Origin of the sequence: Methylobacterium sp. E-016, assembly GCF_022829745.1 — a bacterium.
In the GTDB taxonomy this organism is placed as follows: domain Bacteria; phylum Pseudomonadota; class Alphaproteobacteria; order Rhizobiales; family Beijerinckiaceae; genus Methylobacterium.
This window is the reverse complement of the sequence record NZ_JAKSYF010000206.1, coordinates 1-15,786: the sequence shown is the minus strand read 5'-3', so window position 1 is coordinate 15,786 and position 15,786 is coordinate 1. Positions and strand designations below refer to the sequence as shown.

General features: G+C 62.5%; 12 protein-coding genes and 4 pseudogenes. 2 read left to right on the top strand and 14 right to left on the bottom strand.

Annotated features, from left to right (window positions below; all coding sequences use genetic code 11):
- The 10 genes and pseudogenes from MKK68_RS29195 to MKK68_RS29150 form a co-directional block, all read right to left on the bottom strand.
- Positions 1-673 (bottom strand): sugar phosphate nucleotidyltransferase (locus MKK68_RS29195; RefSeq protein WP_244033699.1); only part of this gene is annotated, 673 nt, incomplete at its 3' end.
- A gap of 65 nt (positions 674-738) precedes the next feature.
- Positions 739-1,101, bottom strand: a complete 363-nt coding sequence (locus MKK68_RS29190; protein ID WP_244033698.1) for an NAD-dependent epimerase/dehydratase family protein — start codon at positions 1,099-1,101, stop codon at positions 739-741.
- Between the two features lie 108 nt (positions 1,102-1,209).
- A pseudogene (locus tag MKK68_RS29185) lies at positions 1,210-1,561 on the bottom strand (IS21 family transposase); the annotation flags it as partial.
- Between the two features lie 152 nt (positions 1,562-1,713).
- Positions 1,714-2,517 (bottom strand): ABC transporter permease, encoded by an 804-nt coding sequence (locus tag MKK68_RS29180; protein ID WP_244033697.1) that lies wholly within the window; start codon positions 2,515-2,517, stop codon positions 1,714-1,716.
- A gap of 586 nt (positions 2,518-3,103) precedes the next feature.
- Positions 3,104-3,626: pseudogene (locus MKK68_RS29175) on the bottom strand (IS6 family transposase).
- Positions 3,627-3,800: 174 nt separating this feature from the next.
- On the bottom strand, positions 3,801-4,943 hold the full coding sequence (locus tag MKK68_RS29170; RefSeq protein ID WP_244033696.1) for a glycosyltransferase: 1,143 nt from the start codon (positions 4,941-4,943) through the stop codon (positions 3,801-3,803).
- Positions 4,940-6,382 (bottom strand): Hint domain-containing protein, encoded by a 1,443-nt coding sequence (locus tag MKK68_RS29165; protein WP_244033695.1) that lies wholly within the window; start codon positions 6,380-6,382, stop codon positions 4,940-4,942. Before MKK68_RS29165 ends, MKK68_RS29170 begins: the two co-directional genes overlap by 4 nt.
- A gap of 515 nt (positions 6,383-6,897) precedes the next feature.
- Positions 6,898-7,706: pseudogene (locus tag MKK68_RS29160) on the bottom strand (IS5 family transposase).
- Between the two features lie 454 nt (positions 7,707-8,160).
- Positions 8,161-9,312 (bottom strand): replication initiator protein A, encoded by a 1,152-nt coding sequence (locus tag MKK68_RS29155; protein WP_244033694.1) that lies wholly within the window; start codon positions 9,310-9,312, stop codon positions 8,161-8,163.
- A gap of 93 nt (positions 9,313-9,405) precedes the next feature.
- Positions 9,406-9,753, bottom strand: a pseudogene (locus MKK68_RS29150) (IS256 family transposase); the annotation flags it as partial.
- An 843-nt stretch (positions 9,754-10,596) separates the two neighbouring features.
- Here MKK68_RS29150 and MKK68_RS29630 point away from each other — a divergent pair.
- Positions 10,597-10,719, top strand: coding sequence for a hypothetical protein (locus MKK68_RS29630; RefSeq protein ID WP_279605566.1), 123 nt, complete (start codon positions 10,597-10,599; stop codon positions 10,717-10,719).
- Positions 10,720-10,933: 214 nt separating this feature from the next.
- Here MKK68_RS29630 and MKK68_RS29145 read toward each other — a convergent pair whose 3' ends face one another.
- Positions 10,934-11,995: a site-specific integrase gene (locus MKK68_RS29145; protein ID WP_244033693.1), complete on the bottom strand. Its 1,062-nt coding sequence runs from the start codon at positions 11,993-11,995 to the stop codon at positions 10,934-10,936.
- A 569-nt stretch (positions 11,996-12,564) separates the two neighbouring features.
- Here MKK68_RS29145 and MKK68_RS29140 point away from each other — a divergent pair.
- Entirely contained in the window at positions 12,565-12,828 is a 264-nt protein-coding gene (locus tag MKK68_RS29140; protein ID WP_147754088.1) for a hypothetical protein, read from the top strand.
- A gap of 209 nt (positions 12,829-13,037) precedes the next feature.
- On the opposite strand, the gene MKK68_RS29135 is transcribed toward MKK68_RS29140, so the two are convergent.
- The 3 genes from MKK68_RS29135 to MKK68_RS29125 all read right to left on the bottom strand — a co-directional run.
- Complete coding sequence (locus MKK68_RS29135) at positions 13,038-14,006, bottom strand: NAD-dependent epimerase/dehydratase family protein (protein WP_244033692.1); 969 nt, start codon at positions 14,004-14,006, stop codon at positions 13,038-13,040.
- Positions 14,006-14,995, bottom strand: a complete 990-nt coding sequence (gene gmd, locus MKK68_RS29130; RefSeq protein ID WP_244033691.1) for a GDP-mannose 4,6-dehydratase — start codon at positions 14,993-14,995, stop codon at positions 14,006-14,008. The genes MKK68_RS29135 and gmd overlap by 1 nt, the downstream gene beginning before the upstream one ends.
- A gap of 598 nt (positions 14,996-15,593) precedes the next feature.
- Positions 15,594-15,786 (bottom strand): hypothetical protein (locus tag MKK68_RS29125; protein WP_244033690.1); only part of this gene is annotated, 193 nt, incomplete at its 5' end.

Sequence of the window (15,786 nt, the reverse complement as noted above, 5' to 3'; positions counted from 1 at the left end):
GATCGAGGGAGCCCTGAAACCAGCCGTCGTTGAGCACGGTGAGCGTGATGTCACCGACGCTCCAGCGCTTGACGCCGGGAAGGATCTTCGTATCCGCCACGTGTGTCTCCGTCCGCCTCAGACGCGCCGACGCTTGCGTGCCCGCATCCGGCTTCTCGACGAAGCGCGCCACCGCGAAGGCGCCCTCGGCCTCCGGCAGCGCCCCCCCGCGGCGGATGTAGCCGTAATCGGTCGCCGGGCGCGTCGGCTCGATGCCGAGCGTCATGGTGTAGACGGCCCGCACGGCGGCGGCGAAGGCCGGCACGTCGCCGATCACGTGGTCGGCGGCCATGATCAGCACCACCGCCTCCGGGTCTGCCTTGGCCGCGTGCAAGGCCGCCACCGCCACGGCGGCGGACGAGTCGCGCCCCTCCGGCTCCAGGATGATGTCGGCGGACATCCCGGCCTGGGCCAGCTGCTCGGCGACGATGAAGCGCGACTCGGCCGCCGCGATCACCGCCGGCCGGGCGAAGACCGCCGCGTCACCCACCCGCCGCGCGGTGGCCTGGAACGTCGACTCCGACGCGTCCACCAGCCGCGCGAACTGTTTGGGCATGCTCTCGCGCGACATCGGCCACAACCGCGTGCCCGAGCCGCCGCATAAAATCACAGGGAGGATCGCCAGCGACGCCATGGGAGGGGGCGAAACTCTGTCCATATCTTCCAGCCAGCTCATCGTTTCATTCAGTCTAACGTCATTCAAACGTGATCGAGCACGTCAGCGATCGCGTCGTCCCAGTCGCCCCGGGGCGTCCAGCCGGCCGCCACCGGGATTTTGAACGCGCGCATCGGGTCCGGCGCAACCCGGACCTCGAACGCCACCCGCGCGTGCCGCCACAGGTCCGACACCACGCTCGCGATGCTACGCGGCCGCCCCAAGGCGACGTTGAACACCGACCCGTCGGCGATGTCCACGCCGCGATCGAACAGCTCGGCATGGGCCCGCACCACGTCGCCAACCGACAGGAAGTCGCGCTCGGCGGCCAGGTTGCCGACCTCCAGCACCAGCGGCACCAAGCCGGCCTCGATCCGCGCGATCTGGCCGGCGAAGGACGGCAGCACGAAGCGCTCGTCCAGCCCGACGCCTGGGCGAACTGCTACCGTGGAACTGGACCTTGCTCAAGGGATCCGCTCAGGCCGCCTGACCCGCAAGGCCCATCACCGAGCGCTTACACCGTGATGGGCGCAGAGCGCCTCGTAGCGGCGGGTCAGGTCAGCGCTTGCGTCTGCATCGAGATTGCGGAAGGCGGCCGAGAGGCTGTCGGTGCGATGCTCGCCGGGCACGCCACCCAGGCTCTAAGGATGTTCTGCATCCTCTCGGCGAGCGCGATGAAGCTCTCACCGCCCAGCACCACATGGGCATGCTCGAAGCCCGAGTAGGCGAGCTGGAGGTGGTAGTACCGGTGATCGAGGGCGATCCCAGCGATGGTGATGCCGGTGGCATTCATGTCGTGAAGTCCGACAAGCCAATCCGCACGGGCTCATGGATCTGGCGGAAGATGACCTCCCACTCCGCACCGTGCAGGCTAAAGGGCAGATCACGCGCCTCAAGCCCTTGAAGCGCGCCATGTACGGCCGCGCCAACCTCGATCTCCTCCGCCGGCGGTTCCTTCTTGCGGCCTGATTCACCAAACTTGGCGAAGAGCAACTTTTCAGGAGGCAGGCCAACTAGAGTCAGCTAATTTTTCGGACGACGTGCTTTTCCAGAAGCAGTCCAATCGTTAAAAGGGAAAGAGAGAATAAAAGGATGTAGGAATAATCGATTGTTACCGGTAGATCAGGATAGTATCCAAGCCTGACCCATTCAATAATTCCGACGACGGGATTGTACTTAAGGACATTGTAGATTTGGTCTGGAAGAAAATTTGGTAGGAACATCACACCACTGGTAACATAAATTACGAGGGTGAACAGGATGCTCCCCATCATCCAGGCCGGGAAGAAGGCGATGATGCTGACGTTGATCGTGCCGAAGCTGAGGCCAAGCAGGATGGCAGCGAGATAGCCGCACATCGATGTGAACGGATCGATTGGTACCGGATTGATGCCCGCAGCTACGAGGATCGCCGACACCGTGAGCAGCCCTAGGAACCCGGTGACGATCTCGACGAGGATACGGGAGAAGATGACGTCGAACAGCTTGACCTGAGGGTAGTAGGTCAACGGACGGTTGGTCATAACGGCCTTCATGACCTCGCGCGAGACGTACTGGAATACTAGTGCCGGCACTGCGCCGCTCGCGAAGAACAACGCACGGCTGTCACCGATCGGCGCGGGCACATGGCGTAGGACGTAGATGAGTACGAGCATGAAGATATGCACGACCGGCCAGAGCACGGCGATCATGTAGCCCCAATGCGAGCCGCCGAAGCGCGTGCGCATGTCCCGCAGCATCAATGCATGCAGGACGTGGAGGTAGGACTCCATCTGGCTTCTCTGGAGCGGTCTAGTTACCATTTCCCGGTCGATCACGGACATGACGGCTCCGAATTCTCGTATGCTATCATCTGCATCGAAAGCGCCAGAATTATGGGATCACCGGCGCCGTCACTGTTCGACATTCTCCAGTGGCTCAAACCGCATCATCCCGGCCCGCCGACTTTAACGCCAGCATTATGGCCAGGCTTCAGTGCAGAGCGCGATACCCTCGACCGTGGCCTTCACCGGAGATGTACTTTGAAATCGGCCTTGGAGCGCTGCTTCAGCTTGGCGGCGATACCTGACAGGATCATTGGCCGGCTCCAAGGCGGAGGCGGCTTGCATGTCAGGTGTAGCTAACAATCCGTGAACGAAGACGCCTTCGCGTTTGCGACAGGCCCTTACAGTCGGCTTCAGTCGCAACTACTGCGCCAGCCCACCAACCGGTGGCGCTTCTCGGGTGAACCACCAGTAGATAACCATTGCGAGAACAATCATGGAGATGAAAAGGGTGATTTCAAGCCAGCGCGTCATGCTAACCGCTTAGCACGGGGATATGGAGGAAGCGACCTGCCGAGGATGACGTTCAGCGGCGCCTATCGCAAACTCGGATCTGAGACGCGGAACGACCTCTGCGGTCCCGCTTTCACCCTTTGTTCGCCTGCGGAAGCCCGAAGCAGAGAGCGAGTAGTCGGTTCTGGTCGCGCACTGTCCACGCGGCGGCAAAGCCGAAGCCCTTGCGCAGCCAGAGCATGGCCTCGAAGCCCTGGATCGTACGCCGCGCCGTGTTGAACGAGCGGAAGCCACCCACCCGTGGCATCGACCGCTTCACCCGGAAGCGGTCGCTCTCGATGCCCTGCTGCAGATGCTTGGTCGCCGCGCACCTTGATGTAGGTCTCGTCGATGCGGATCGAACCGCAGTGCGGCTGACGGAACTGACGTAGCCGCTTCTCGATCAGGGGCGCGTAGGCCAGAACCCAGCGGTTCAGGGTGCTGTGGTCCACCTCCAGACCGCGTTCCAGGAACAGCTCCTCAATGTCGCGGTAGCTCAGCGGATAGCGCAGGTACCAAGAGACAGCCTGCACGATGAGCGCCGCCTCGTAGTGCCGGCCTTTGAAGTCGGCCTTAGAGCGCTGCTTCAGCTTGGCGGCGATAGCGGACAGGGTCATGGACCGGCTCCAAGGCGGAGGCGGCAAGCTGGTCAGGGATGGCTAACGATCCACAAACAAGAGCCTGTTCGCGTTTGCGACAGGCCCAGGGAAGTTCCCGCTTCCCGCGGTTGTGTGTGCAAGGCCGGGCGAGCTGTGATGGTGTGGCCGCTCGGCGAACGCGGTACGGACTTGTCAAACTGGAGCAGAAGCCAGCTGGAGGCGGCTAGCTACGTCTGCAGCATAGTTGGCCCAGGTGCGCAGCGGGCGCGCCAGTGCGTCGTTTGTCAGCTGGTCGATCAGGGTTGGCTCTGCCGCCAGTCGTGTAAGTGCTGCGGCGATCGCGGTGTCGTCAGCCATATCGGTCATCATCGTGCCACCACCTGGTGCCACCTCGGCCATTGCTGAACCTGCGTGGCACAGGCACGGGCGTCCCAGCCATAGACTCTCTAGCACCGGCATCCCGAACCCCTCGTCGCAGGACGGATACACGCTGGCATGGCATGCCTCATACAGATCAGCCAATTCGCGATTATCGGTTCGGGCGCGAGCGGTTGCGCCCGAAATCGTCATTAGCAACGTCTCAATCTCGGCATCGTGCTCGGGATAACAGCCGCGACGCCCGACGAGCGTCAGTTTGATTTGAAGGCCACCTCGGCTCTGAGCCAAGCGTACCCCGCGCAGCAGGCGTAGCAAATTCTTACGCGGTTCCCAGGTTGCGACGGTCAACAGCTGTAATGGATCACCCGGCCGACGCTTTATGGGCGCATCTTGCACGCGCGGCGTATCGGCAAATTGCCCGGGCAGGGGCACGACCATGATAGGTGGGACCGTCAGCCTCTCGGTTCTTAGATACGTACGCAGGTGACCAGCGACCAGATCGGTTGTGGCAAATACCAGGTCAGCGCTGGCGAACATGCGGAAGTAGCGTCTGTACAACGCCTGCGCATCTGCATCGTAGAGATGAGGCAACCGAACGGGAATGAGGTCGTGCACGATTGCTGCCGATCGCAGACCATAGGCGCGGGCGAGCTGGATTGGATCGAGACCCTCGCCCAAAACCGAGATCGGAATTTCAGGCAGTAGTAGCCAATCCGCAGCTAGCTCGCCTTCAGCTGGCTTCGGGAGGCGCAGCAGACGACGCCCTGCATCCCAACCGACCGGAACGAGATCGGCGCCGCGCCGGACGAGTCCGTCCGCGAGTTGACGGGTGACACGTTGGATGCCGGTCTCAAACGGCTGTGAGTCCGTCGTTTCGCACCAGTACAGGATGCGAGGTGAGGTGGCGCATGCTGCGCCACCTCGTACATCAACACCCACAGGGCAGCTCGCCTTCAAGCTGCGTGACTGTGCTGTTCGTCTTGCAACGTATCGCTGGCCGTAGTCGCCGACATGACCCAGCGTGGGAGGGCAGCAGTCACGGGGTCGAGACGTAACACCACGATACGCTCATCATTCGACCACAACGCGGCGGGCAGCCGCGCCTGATCGGCTGTCCAACGTCGAAGTGAAGAACCGTCGTTTTCGACTTCGTGGAAACCGACGCACAGCAGCGGGTCATTAAGTGCGACGACCCGGGCGTCCCAACTGTCACCCAAACGTAGTTCGCTGCAGCGCAATCCGAGACGACGTGAGTCAGCGCTCATCCCTACCTTGCTGGGGGTCGATGTGGGTGCGCAAAGCCAGATATCACGAGCGCCTGCAGGCGCAACGAAGCGTGCTGCTGAGCCGCTCACTTCTGGCCTAATACGCACGCCGTCGGCGACAAGGTGGACACCGGCCCATGGATCAGCGACGGACAGGTGCCATCCCTGCGCCGTAGCGAGAGCTTCGATGCGTTCCCGCGCGAAGGTCACGATCGCTCCGCCGTCGTGGAACGGACGGCAGAAGTTGGTGTGAGTGCGTACAGCAGCATCGACATCAGGCTTCGCGGCCAGGTCGGTCACCGCCCCGCTGCTTGTGCTATGGGCGAAGAAATCACGATTGCCCATGTCGAGATAGCTTTCGGCAGCCTGTCCCTCTGCGATTAGGAGATCATGGCTGTCGAGTTCGATGTGCCAGTAGGTAACGCTGTCTACGTCCTCTTGGACGATGGTCGAACCGTTGACCAGCACCGATGCGGGGATCAGCACTTCCCCGAGTACGTCCAGGCAGATCGAATGGCCGGGCGAAACGACGAGGTCGCGAACCGGCTTATTCACGCCGAACGCTCCTGCACGAATGCGTACAGGCATGACGTCGGACGGCTGCGAGTAGCGCCCGCAGTTGATCGTACGGCTCCCGATCCAGCGGATCGGACGGGAAGCGCCGGAGGAGGTTATCGCAAGATCGCCGACTGACAGATCCTCGACGGCGACATTACCCCGAGACGTACGGATTAACGTACCAGCGGCGAAGCAGACTGGGGCAGAGTAACTGTTGAGCGACGTATCCCCATCGGAAGTGAAGCGTGTCCTATTTGCCGCACCTGTCCCAAAGACCTGCGAGTTTGAAAGGACAAGACGCGTCGATGAGCTATTTGCTCCGCTCTGCGTATCCGTAAACTGGATCATGGACGGGTTGTCGAACTGCGTCGCGTAGAACGTCGTCGTCGACGATGTCGTGGCACCCGGCAGAATACCAGTGACCGTTATTGGGTCGCCAGCGGCATTCACCGTTCCATTCACAGTGAGAGGATTTCGGGAGGCATCATCGATTTGGAAGCTCGCGCTTGGAGCGCCATCGTCTGTTCCCGCAAAGCCAGCTTGGTAGACGGTGTTGTTGAAGGTGACAGCCATCAGCGCTCCCCAAAATCCCTGCAGGACAATCGACCTGAGAACAAGTCGAACGTCTCTTTTTGCAAAGAGCCAACGTTTGCACCGCTGGCTACAGTTGGAAGCAGCAAAAATTGGCCAGCCACGTCAATGGATGATGATCCCGACACGTTTCAGGATAAATAGGCAATTCCCATCGCAGCGATCATCTTCGCACAGTCTCTAAGCGGAACAATCAGCGGAGAGTGCCCATTTTACCACTGTTAATAAGTGGCAAATGAGGCATGCGGCTGGCCCATGGATCAGGCGCTGCTACTCGCTCGCAGCATCACCCATGCGAACCGGCCAGACTGCCGCAGTCTCGCCTGCACGCCTACCGAGGGTAAGAGGGGCATCACAAACCGATGCGGCCCGCCCTCTGTCTCGGTCTCACATGCTGAGCTGGAACCAGCCCTCGGTTTAAGCGGTGCTGAGCCATCTATTTCAGACAACCTGTGTGAGAGGCAAGGTGGTGTTTTCCTCAGAGTCCGTCCGATAAGTCATGACGCTCGGCCGAGCCTTCGGACGAGGATCATGACGGCAGCGGCGTAGAGGAAGGCTTGGGCCGAGGCGAGGGTCGCCTCCGGGTCTTTCCAAAGGCGGCGGTTGCGGCTGATCCAGCCGAAGAAGCGTTCGACCACCCATCGGCGCGGGTGCACGGCAAAGCTGACCTGATCCTTGGGTTTGCGCACGATGTCGACGGTGATGATCGTGGCGGTCGCGGGCCTGTCGCCCGCATAGCCTGCATCGGCGAAGGCTTTGGCGATGAACGGGAAGGTCCGCCGCGACAGGCGCAGCACCGGTCCGGCCCCATCGCGATCCTGCACGTCGGTGGACTGCGGGTCGAGGACGAGGGCACGCCCGTCCGTGTCGACCAGGGCCTGCCGCTTGCGGCCCTTGATCTTCTTTCCGGCATCGTAGCCGCGTGGCCCGCCGCTCTCGGTGGTCTTCACGCTCTGGCTGTCGAGCACTGCAGCGGTGGGCGAGGCGCTTCGACCGACCCGCTCGCGATCCGCCATGACGAGGTGATGGTTGATCCGACCGAACAGGCCCTCGTCGCGCCAGCGCGCGAAGTAGCCGAACGTCGTGCTGCGCGGAGGCAGGTCCTTCGGGATCATCCGCCACGCGATGCCGCCCCGCAGCACGTAGAAGATCGCGTTCCAGATCTCGCGCATCGTCCAGATGGCCGACCGCACGAGGCCGGCTCCGGCATCAGCGGCGCAATCACGGCCCATTCCGCATCGGTCAGGTCGGTTTCGTAGCGCAGGCGCGAACGGCTATGCTGCCGGCGAGTGGTCGGGGTCCACATGGCACATCCAGATCAGGCTTCAGCACCCTTCTGGAATCACCGCCATCCCGGCCACTCAACCCCTGCCGGATGTTATCGGACGGGCTCTCACTATCCAAGCTTCCATCCACAACGTTAAGAAATATGTTAATAAGTTAAAGACGCGCGCGCGTTGTTAGGCTTCGGTAAGCGATTGTTTTTTCTGTGAAAAAAAGGGGTATTTATCCGCGGAGTGACGAAGCTCGTTATCCGTAGAGTGACGAACCTTCATCCGCAGAGTGCCGAGTCAAACATCCCTAGAGTGACGAAGCTGCATCTTTGCAGCGCCCTGATGCGCCGTGCCGGATGGAATCCTAGTGGGCGTAGCTGCAAAACCCTACTTTTTATGTCAAGAATGAATCTGGTAGGCCCATAGTATTTTTCAAAAACCCTTTAATATCAGCATCTTACGATGATTTATCCGTAGAGTGACGAACTAGATCTCCTTCTTGGCTGGTCGGCGAACGGACTTGCGGCGAGACCCTTCTGCCTTGGGTTTCGGAAGGCTGACCAAGTCGCTCTCCATCGCTGCCAAGCCTGCATCGCCTCGGCCGTAGAACACGACGGAGTCGTCAGCGTGCAGGAAGATTAGGTGATAACTCGGCAGGGAGCCCTCTTCTCCAATACCACGGACAGCCGCCCGGAATTTGAACAGAGGTTGACGGCTACCGACCTTTTTTTGCAGCAGCTCAAGGCCAACCTTCCATCGCCCTTGGTTCCCGCAATGCTTGCGTGCCAGCTCGTACAACCGCTTCTCAGTGGCCTTCCGAAGCTTGAAATAGTCTTGGTCGATACTCAGCACCTCCAGTGCCATTGCGGCATCGAAGGTAAATTCGCTTAAGGTGATCCGTAACTCCTCCAAACGGTTGTTTGGTCCACGGGTGATCGTCTCCCAAGCGTCGATCAAGCCAAAACCCTTGGTGCGGCGCCTGGCCGGCTTTCCAGTGGCGATCGATGTTTTGATGCGGGTGCCGGCAAGCCGTTCCAGAGCCTGTTCCAGCAGCTCGTAGCCGCGCCCGGACGTGCTGCGGTTGGTGAAGGTAAGAACGTCGTGTGCCTTGATACTCACCGTGCGAGAGACGGCCTCACCGCGGTTTACGGCAGCGACGACTTTCGACACGCACGTAAGCACGATGTCCTTGTCATGGATGGTTGCGCGACCTTTCACCGACGGTGTCACTTCCAAGGTCACACCATTGTGTTCGTAGGATAGAATACGCTGATCACCGTCTTCGATCGCGTAGACCGGGTGCTCCATAGTTGCCAGCTCATCCTTGGGCATTGCAGCCCGGCCGGTGGCGATGAACAAGTCAATTTGCTGCGTGAGGACCGGGGTAGGTCCATGATGCTCATTAGCTTGGCTGCTGCCAGGCGTGAGCGCTTTGCCCTGGTTGCGGGCCTGGATCGGCGCTACGCGCCGTGTGGGGCCTTCCTGGCTCTCCTGTACCCCGCTCTGAGCCGGCTCTGACGCTGCCTTTTGTCTTTCAGCATCGGCCATGACGCTCTTGCCAAGCCCTTCGAAGGCCTTGGCGAGGCTCGGGTCGAGTCCGCCGAGCAGGTCTCCGAGCTGCTTCGGTCCGCTACTCATTCCTCGAGCCTCTGATTCCGATGAAGCCGCTCTCTAGGCCTTGGAAGATGCAGGTGTTGATCCAAGCAGCGCGGCTCAAGCCCATTCGGCGTGCAGATACAGCACCGGCAGCAGTTCATCCAGGCTACGGGTGCGCCTTACCCACTTCGGCAGGATTGTCGAGGTGAACCAAACCCGATCCTATGCTCCCGTTGCGCCGCGATCCTGGACGCGGACCCTCGCCACCGGCACCGGCCCGATCCCGGTCTGGACCTCACGCTCTGGCCCATGTTCGTGCCGCACCAGCCAGGTACGTCCATCCCGTGGCCGCAGCTCCTGCATCGCCGTCAGGAAAGCTTCGGCCTCAAGCTCGACCGTCTGGGCGAGAAGGCGACGAGCACCAGCATGCAGCACCTCGGTCAGGGGATCGTCGATCACATCCGGCTGACGAAGCCACACAATGCCGGTAAGGTCCTAATCTTAAGGGAAAATCTGCTCCGTGACCTGAACCTGGTCGACGACGGCAGATAGAGCAAGTGTTGAAAGGAAGCTTGAAGGGCGCAGCGTAGGATCCGGCCCAATGTTCGGAGTGTGTCCGAGCGTCGCTTTAGTCGGCTGTCTTGCTGGCTGACGATTCGGTCTGCGTGAGTCTGCGACCGGCCGTCGGGACGCATCCGCTGCACACGATGCTACTCGCGCGCCGAACCTGAGCGTCAAAGCGGCGATTTCGGCTGGCCTGGGCACGCTGCTCGACCTCGGCGCGCGCTTCGACATCAGCGAGTGGCGTCAGGGCTGGCTGTACCGCCGGAAGTGGTCCCTCCTGTGTATCAGCCGGACTTAGTCGGGCAGCCAGGAACGGGGAGGTGCGGGGGCGGGTGCTCGACGCTGCCATCCCACCAGACACCGGTACTCCTGCGATGGGCGCCGCATGGGTCATCACGCGCTGAGGCAGCGCCGTGTCGTGCGCGACCCGGTTGCCAGAACGCGCAAAAATGGCCTGCGGATCGATGCCGGCCGTCCCGCGTCCTGGCTGAAGGAGTAGATCGCCTGGCATTATTGCCGTGAGGGGTTGCGCAGGCTCGACCGCTTCCGGCTTGAGCGAAGCTGTAGAAGCGAGGGATGAGCCGGATCCCGCCCGCAAACGAGCCTGCGGATCGGTGCCGACACACGCCGATAGGCTCGTGATACCGAAAGCGGCAACGAACAAGGTTCTAACCAGTCTCAAGACGCCCCCGTACCAGCATGACATCCGCTGGATCGCTGCCCTGTCCCAAGATGGCGATAGGTGATTGATGTATCGCAAATATGGCGCTGACCGAGCCTTTGCCCGACCTGCGCTCTCTGCGCCTGGTGAAATCCGCTCGTGAGCGCGGCAAGTCCGCTGACACGCTGGCCCGTGTGTTCGTGATGCGTGCGTTCATCCCGTGACCCCGACCGGCGGCGTCGAGCGCACCGCGACGCTTATCTTACGAACGAGTTCCCCTTTGATCTATCAGGCCTGTAGGTGTAATTAATAAATTATTAATATAGCATTCATTATTGACTTACCTAGATCGAGAAGGCGTTGATTATCGCCGTATTCATGGCGTTAGTCATCTCGACAGTCAGCATTTTCTAACATCAAGCGATGTGACTCGTGATCTCACGCCCGATTTTGCAAGGTCGCGAGCTTACGCGCCGCGCCGCGCTGTGCGCGCAGGCGCTCGCCGTAGCGCGCCGGCATCGCTGGCGTCTTCCATGAACCAGCTTGCATGACCTCGAGTAGCTCGAAGCCCGCCGCGAACATGTCCTGCGTTGCCCCGACCCGTGTCGAGTGGCCCGAGGGGAGGCGGGAGAGTTTGAGTCCGGCCGTGACGGAGAGATCCCGGAACACGCGCGAGACCTCGGCGGCGCCGAGCACGGCGTCTCCGACCCTGCCGCCCTTCGTCAAAGGCCGGAACAGGGGTCCGCTGTCCAGCCGGGCGGCAGCGAGCCAAGCCTCGATATGCGCCATGGTGTCGGGCGCGAGGTACTTGATCGCTCCCTCTCCCTCCTGGTCGGCCTTGGAGCGTCGCACTAGGACAGTGCCGGATCCGTCCACGCCGCGCTCCAGATCCCCTATATATAATGAGACAAGTTCGGAGCGGCGCAGCAGCGTGTCGTATGCGACCGCGACGAGCGTTGCGTTGCGGAGAGCAATCAACGGTGTCTCGCGCGCCCCTTCCATCACGCGCCGGTGCAGCCGATCAGGCGCCTTCACGATGAGCATGCGCTCGATGCTGCCTCGGTTGAGCGGCTCGGCCTGCTTTTGGCGCCGACCCTTGGCCCGGTTCATCCGCTTCACCGCCAGTCGGACGATCTCGTCGGCGCATGGGTTGGGCAGCCCGGCGGCGCGGTGGAGCGCGGCGATCGAGGAGCGGTACCGCTCCACCGTGGCGCGGGACTTCGTTTCGGTTTGGGCGTCGATGAACGCCACGACGGTTTCCGGACTGGCCGGGAGCATCGTCCGCCCGACGCTCGAACACCATGCCGAGAAGATCCGGCTGTCGGCGGCCAGCGCGCGGAGCGTGTTGTCGGCGAAGGCGCCGCGTGCGGCGCGGGCATGATCCTCCAGCCGCGCGACCAGAAGGTCGAGGCCGGGCGGAAGCGCCTCCACGAATGGGACGGGTAGGGCGACCGACCCGCGCGGCGGTTCGGCGTCGGGATCGTCGGCGTCAAGCTCCATGAATCGAGCGTAGCGGCCCGATCGTTAACGATCCACAATGATCTGCGATAAGTGCCATTATCGATGGTCATTTTGTCGGCTTTTTCGAAGAGCCTCTTCCAACGGTCAGGCATGGTTGCGCCGCGATGGAAAAGGCGCCGATCCGCGGATCAGGCGGCAGGCGCTTGAGCCGAGCAGGAGCACCCTGCGGTTCGCCTTTGACGGCCCGATCCATGTTGACGATCTAGTGCCATCGATCCGTGATCGGCAGGAACCGGTAAGCGGCTTGAGATCATTCGATCGGGCGATCTCGTTTGACGCCGCGGATGTCGGAGTGCCGTTTAGGCCCGCCGGCTAGCATCTGCCCCCTGTACGTCGCAGGTGGTCTGCGGATTTCAGGAGGCAACTCGGCGACAGTGCATGGCTGATCGACGGTGTGACGCAGCAGACGCGTCGAACGTCGATGCGTCGCGCGGTCGGCGACGCCGAGAGCGGCAAGTCAATGGGGGCGGTCAGTGGCTGACAGGTCTCATCACAGCGCGTAAACGGGCATTTTCCCCGCCCCACGGGCCGAGGGGCCAAGGGCGCCAATGACACAACCTTCCTTCCAGCCCGTCAGCGAGGTCTATGCCGAGCAAACGGTTTATGGGCAGATCGGCCCACTTCAAGTGGTGCGGCTCGTTCGTAGCGATCTCAGCCTCGCGCTGACCCATGTCGTCGTCCTCGGCCATCCAAGCCTGGGGCCGACCTTCATCGCGGGTTTCCCCGATACCGAAGAGGGGATTGGCCTGGCCGATCAGGTTGGCCAAGCCGTCGTCCAAGCGCTTTGGATCGCCGCGACGCCGGTGTCCTGATCCAGTCTGCCGCCGGGCATAACCGGGCCAGCTTGGTACTCTGACGCCATCCGCGCTGTTCGTAGGAAGGCGGACGCGTCCCAAAGTCGGAATCACCACGCAGCGGGCGTCGCTTACACCTTGAAGCGCTGGTTGCGGCGCAGCGCTGGAGGCCGCCGCAACCGGCTTCTGACCTGGGCTTGGTGTGAGCGAGCGGGAAGGGGGCTCCCTCAGGCGCCGTTGCGCGCCCGCGCGTCAGCCAGAACAGCGGCCAGGGTCTCGGACCAGGGCACCTGTGGGGCCCAGCCGGTCGCCACGTGAAGCCGAGCGCCCTCGCCGGAGGCCAGCGGGATCCCAGAGGGCCGCATGCGGGCAGGATCAACCACAACCTCAAACGGCACGCGCGCCTGTCGCGTTAGATCCTCCAGCACGCTCGCGATCGTGCGAGAATGGCCCGTGGCGACATTCAGCACCGTGCCAGACGCGAGCTTATCGCTCGCCCCGATGACCTGCGCGTAGGCCCGCGCCACGTCCCGTACGTCTAGAAATTCGCGGTACGCCTCAAGGTTTCCAACTGCGAGATACGGCGGCATCCGACCCGCCTCGATCCGGGCGATCTGATGTGCGAAGGCGGGCACGACGAAGCGCTCGTCCTGGCCTGGACCGGTATGATTGAAGGGCCGTAGTACGATGAGGCGAACCTCGCTTCCCGTGAGTACATCGGCGAGCATCTCCTCACCCACACGCTTGGTGCGGGCGTAGACCCCAACCGGCTGAGGGACAACGTCCTCGTCCACCGGCTGGCCGGTCAGGAAGGCGCGCCCGTAGACTTCGCTGGAGCTCGCAAAAACGAGGGCGGCGGTGGGCGCCTCGGTGCGCATGGCCTCGGCGAGGTTGAGCAGGCCCGCGACGTTGGTGCGCCAGGTCTCCAGGCCTGCTCCGTCGGCCTGCCCAACGGAGGCTTGGGCAGCGAGATGCAGGACGTGGCTCGGCCGGAAGGCTCGCAGGCAGGCCGCTAGGCCTTTTTGATCAGCGAGGTCGAGTGTACGAAAGGCAGCGCCCTCTGGTAGAGCAGTGTTCGTTCCGCGCCCGACCCCAAGGAGCGACTCGACGCCCGCCGCGGCGAGGGCCGCGAGGGCGTATCGGCCGACGAAGCCAGCCGCGCCCGTGACAAGCACGCGCCGAGCGGGCGCGGCCATCAGGCGGCCTTGTGGCCGCTGTGACGCTTCAGGTCGGCCTCGACCATCTCCTGGATCATCGTCTCGAGCGAGATCTCGGCCTTCCAGCCGAAGGCGGCTTCCGCCTTGGCCGGGTTGCCGAGCAGCACCTCGACCTCGGCCGGCCGGTACAGCTTCTCGTCAATGATCAGGTGATCGTCCATCGGCAGGCCGACGTGAGAGAACGCGAGCGCACACATGTCGCGTACCGTCGTCGTCCGCCCGGTGGCGATCACGAAGTCGTCGGGCTTGTCCTGCTGCAGCATCATCCACATCGCCCGGGTGTAGTCCTTGGCATGGCCCCAATCGCGCTTGGCGTCGATGTTGCCCAGGCGCAGCTCCTTGGCCAGGCCGAGCTTGATCCGCGCGACCCCGTCGGTGACCTTGCGGGTCACGAACTCGACGCCGCGCAGCGGGCTCTCGTGGTTGAACAGGATGCCGTTCGAGGCGTGCAGGGCGAAGCTCTCGCGGTAGTTGATCGTCATCCAGTGCGCGTAGAGCTTGGCCACGCCGTAGGGCGAGCGCGGGTAGAACGGCGTCGCCTCGCTCTGCACCTGCTCCTGGATCAGGCCGAACATCTCGGACGACGAGGCCTGGTAGTAGCGCGCATCGGGCTTCAGCGTCCGCACGCATTCGAGCAGGTTGACGGCCCCGAGCCCGGTGATCTGGCCGGTGAGCAGCGGCTGCTGCCACGAGGCGGTGACAAACGACTGCGCGGCCAGGTTGTAGACCTCGTCCGGCTGCACGGCCTGAACGATCCGGGCGAGGCTCGACAGGTCGAGCAGGTTGCCGTCGTGCAGTTCGACGTCGTTCTCGATCCCGAGCCACTTCAGCCGGTGGTCGAACACCCCGGCATGGCTGGAGCGCCGCACCACCCCGTGCACCGCATAGCCCTTCGACAGCAGCAGCTGCGCGAGATACGCCCCGTCCTGCCCGGTGATGCCGGTGATCAGCGCGCGCTTGCTGGTCATGTGGTCGCCCTTTGTCTCTCGTGCGATTTGAAGAAGCTACCGCCGCGGCTAGGTCGATCGAGCCTGCGCGTCAAGCAAGGCCTGCATTCCCCGCAGGGCCGTTCAAGGGAAGCCGTATTAGGCGGCGTGCCTGTTTTTGGCCAAGCCTGTCGGGTTTTGATGACCGATCGGGGCGTTTCAAAGAACCTAAAGCCCGGCTCTGCGTAGGGCTGCCAAGGCCTGCGGGCTTAACCCCAAGGGAATGGTGGTGTGATTTTTGCGCAGGATCACGTACCGGCGCTAATACAGGTGGCTCTCGACGAGCTAGTGAGCGCGACAGAACGCCAGAAGAGCCTCTGGGTCGGCCTATGAAAGAGAGAGGTTGGTGATCGCATGGGCGATTTCCTAGTGGATCTGTTCCGCCTTCTCGCGTGTTCGCTACGATCCGTAGATCCGGGCACGTCTGGGCATCCAATATGACCTGCGCATTTGCGGGTGACGCTCATCTACCCGCCGGGTCTCAATGCGAGCGTGCCTTTTCGCGATGCTCCGCGCTCTGCGGATCAGGTCGGAGCGGACTTGCGCTCAGGAGACAAAGGAGAGGTCCCCCCGACCGCCTTCAGCGCCTTAACCTTTGATAGCTCGCCATCGGAAAGGATGAAACTCGTCGATCGGTTACCTCGAAATACCCCTTCCGTGCGGGGCGGTGTCGTGATTCCCTGGTGCTGTCGGCGTTGGGGAGGCTCGGATGGGTCAGCCAGGGTTCTTCGATCTGGATGAGCGCTATCAGCGCCTGTCGGAGAACGGCGATC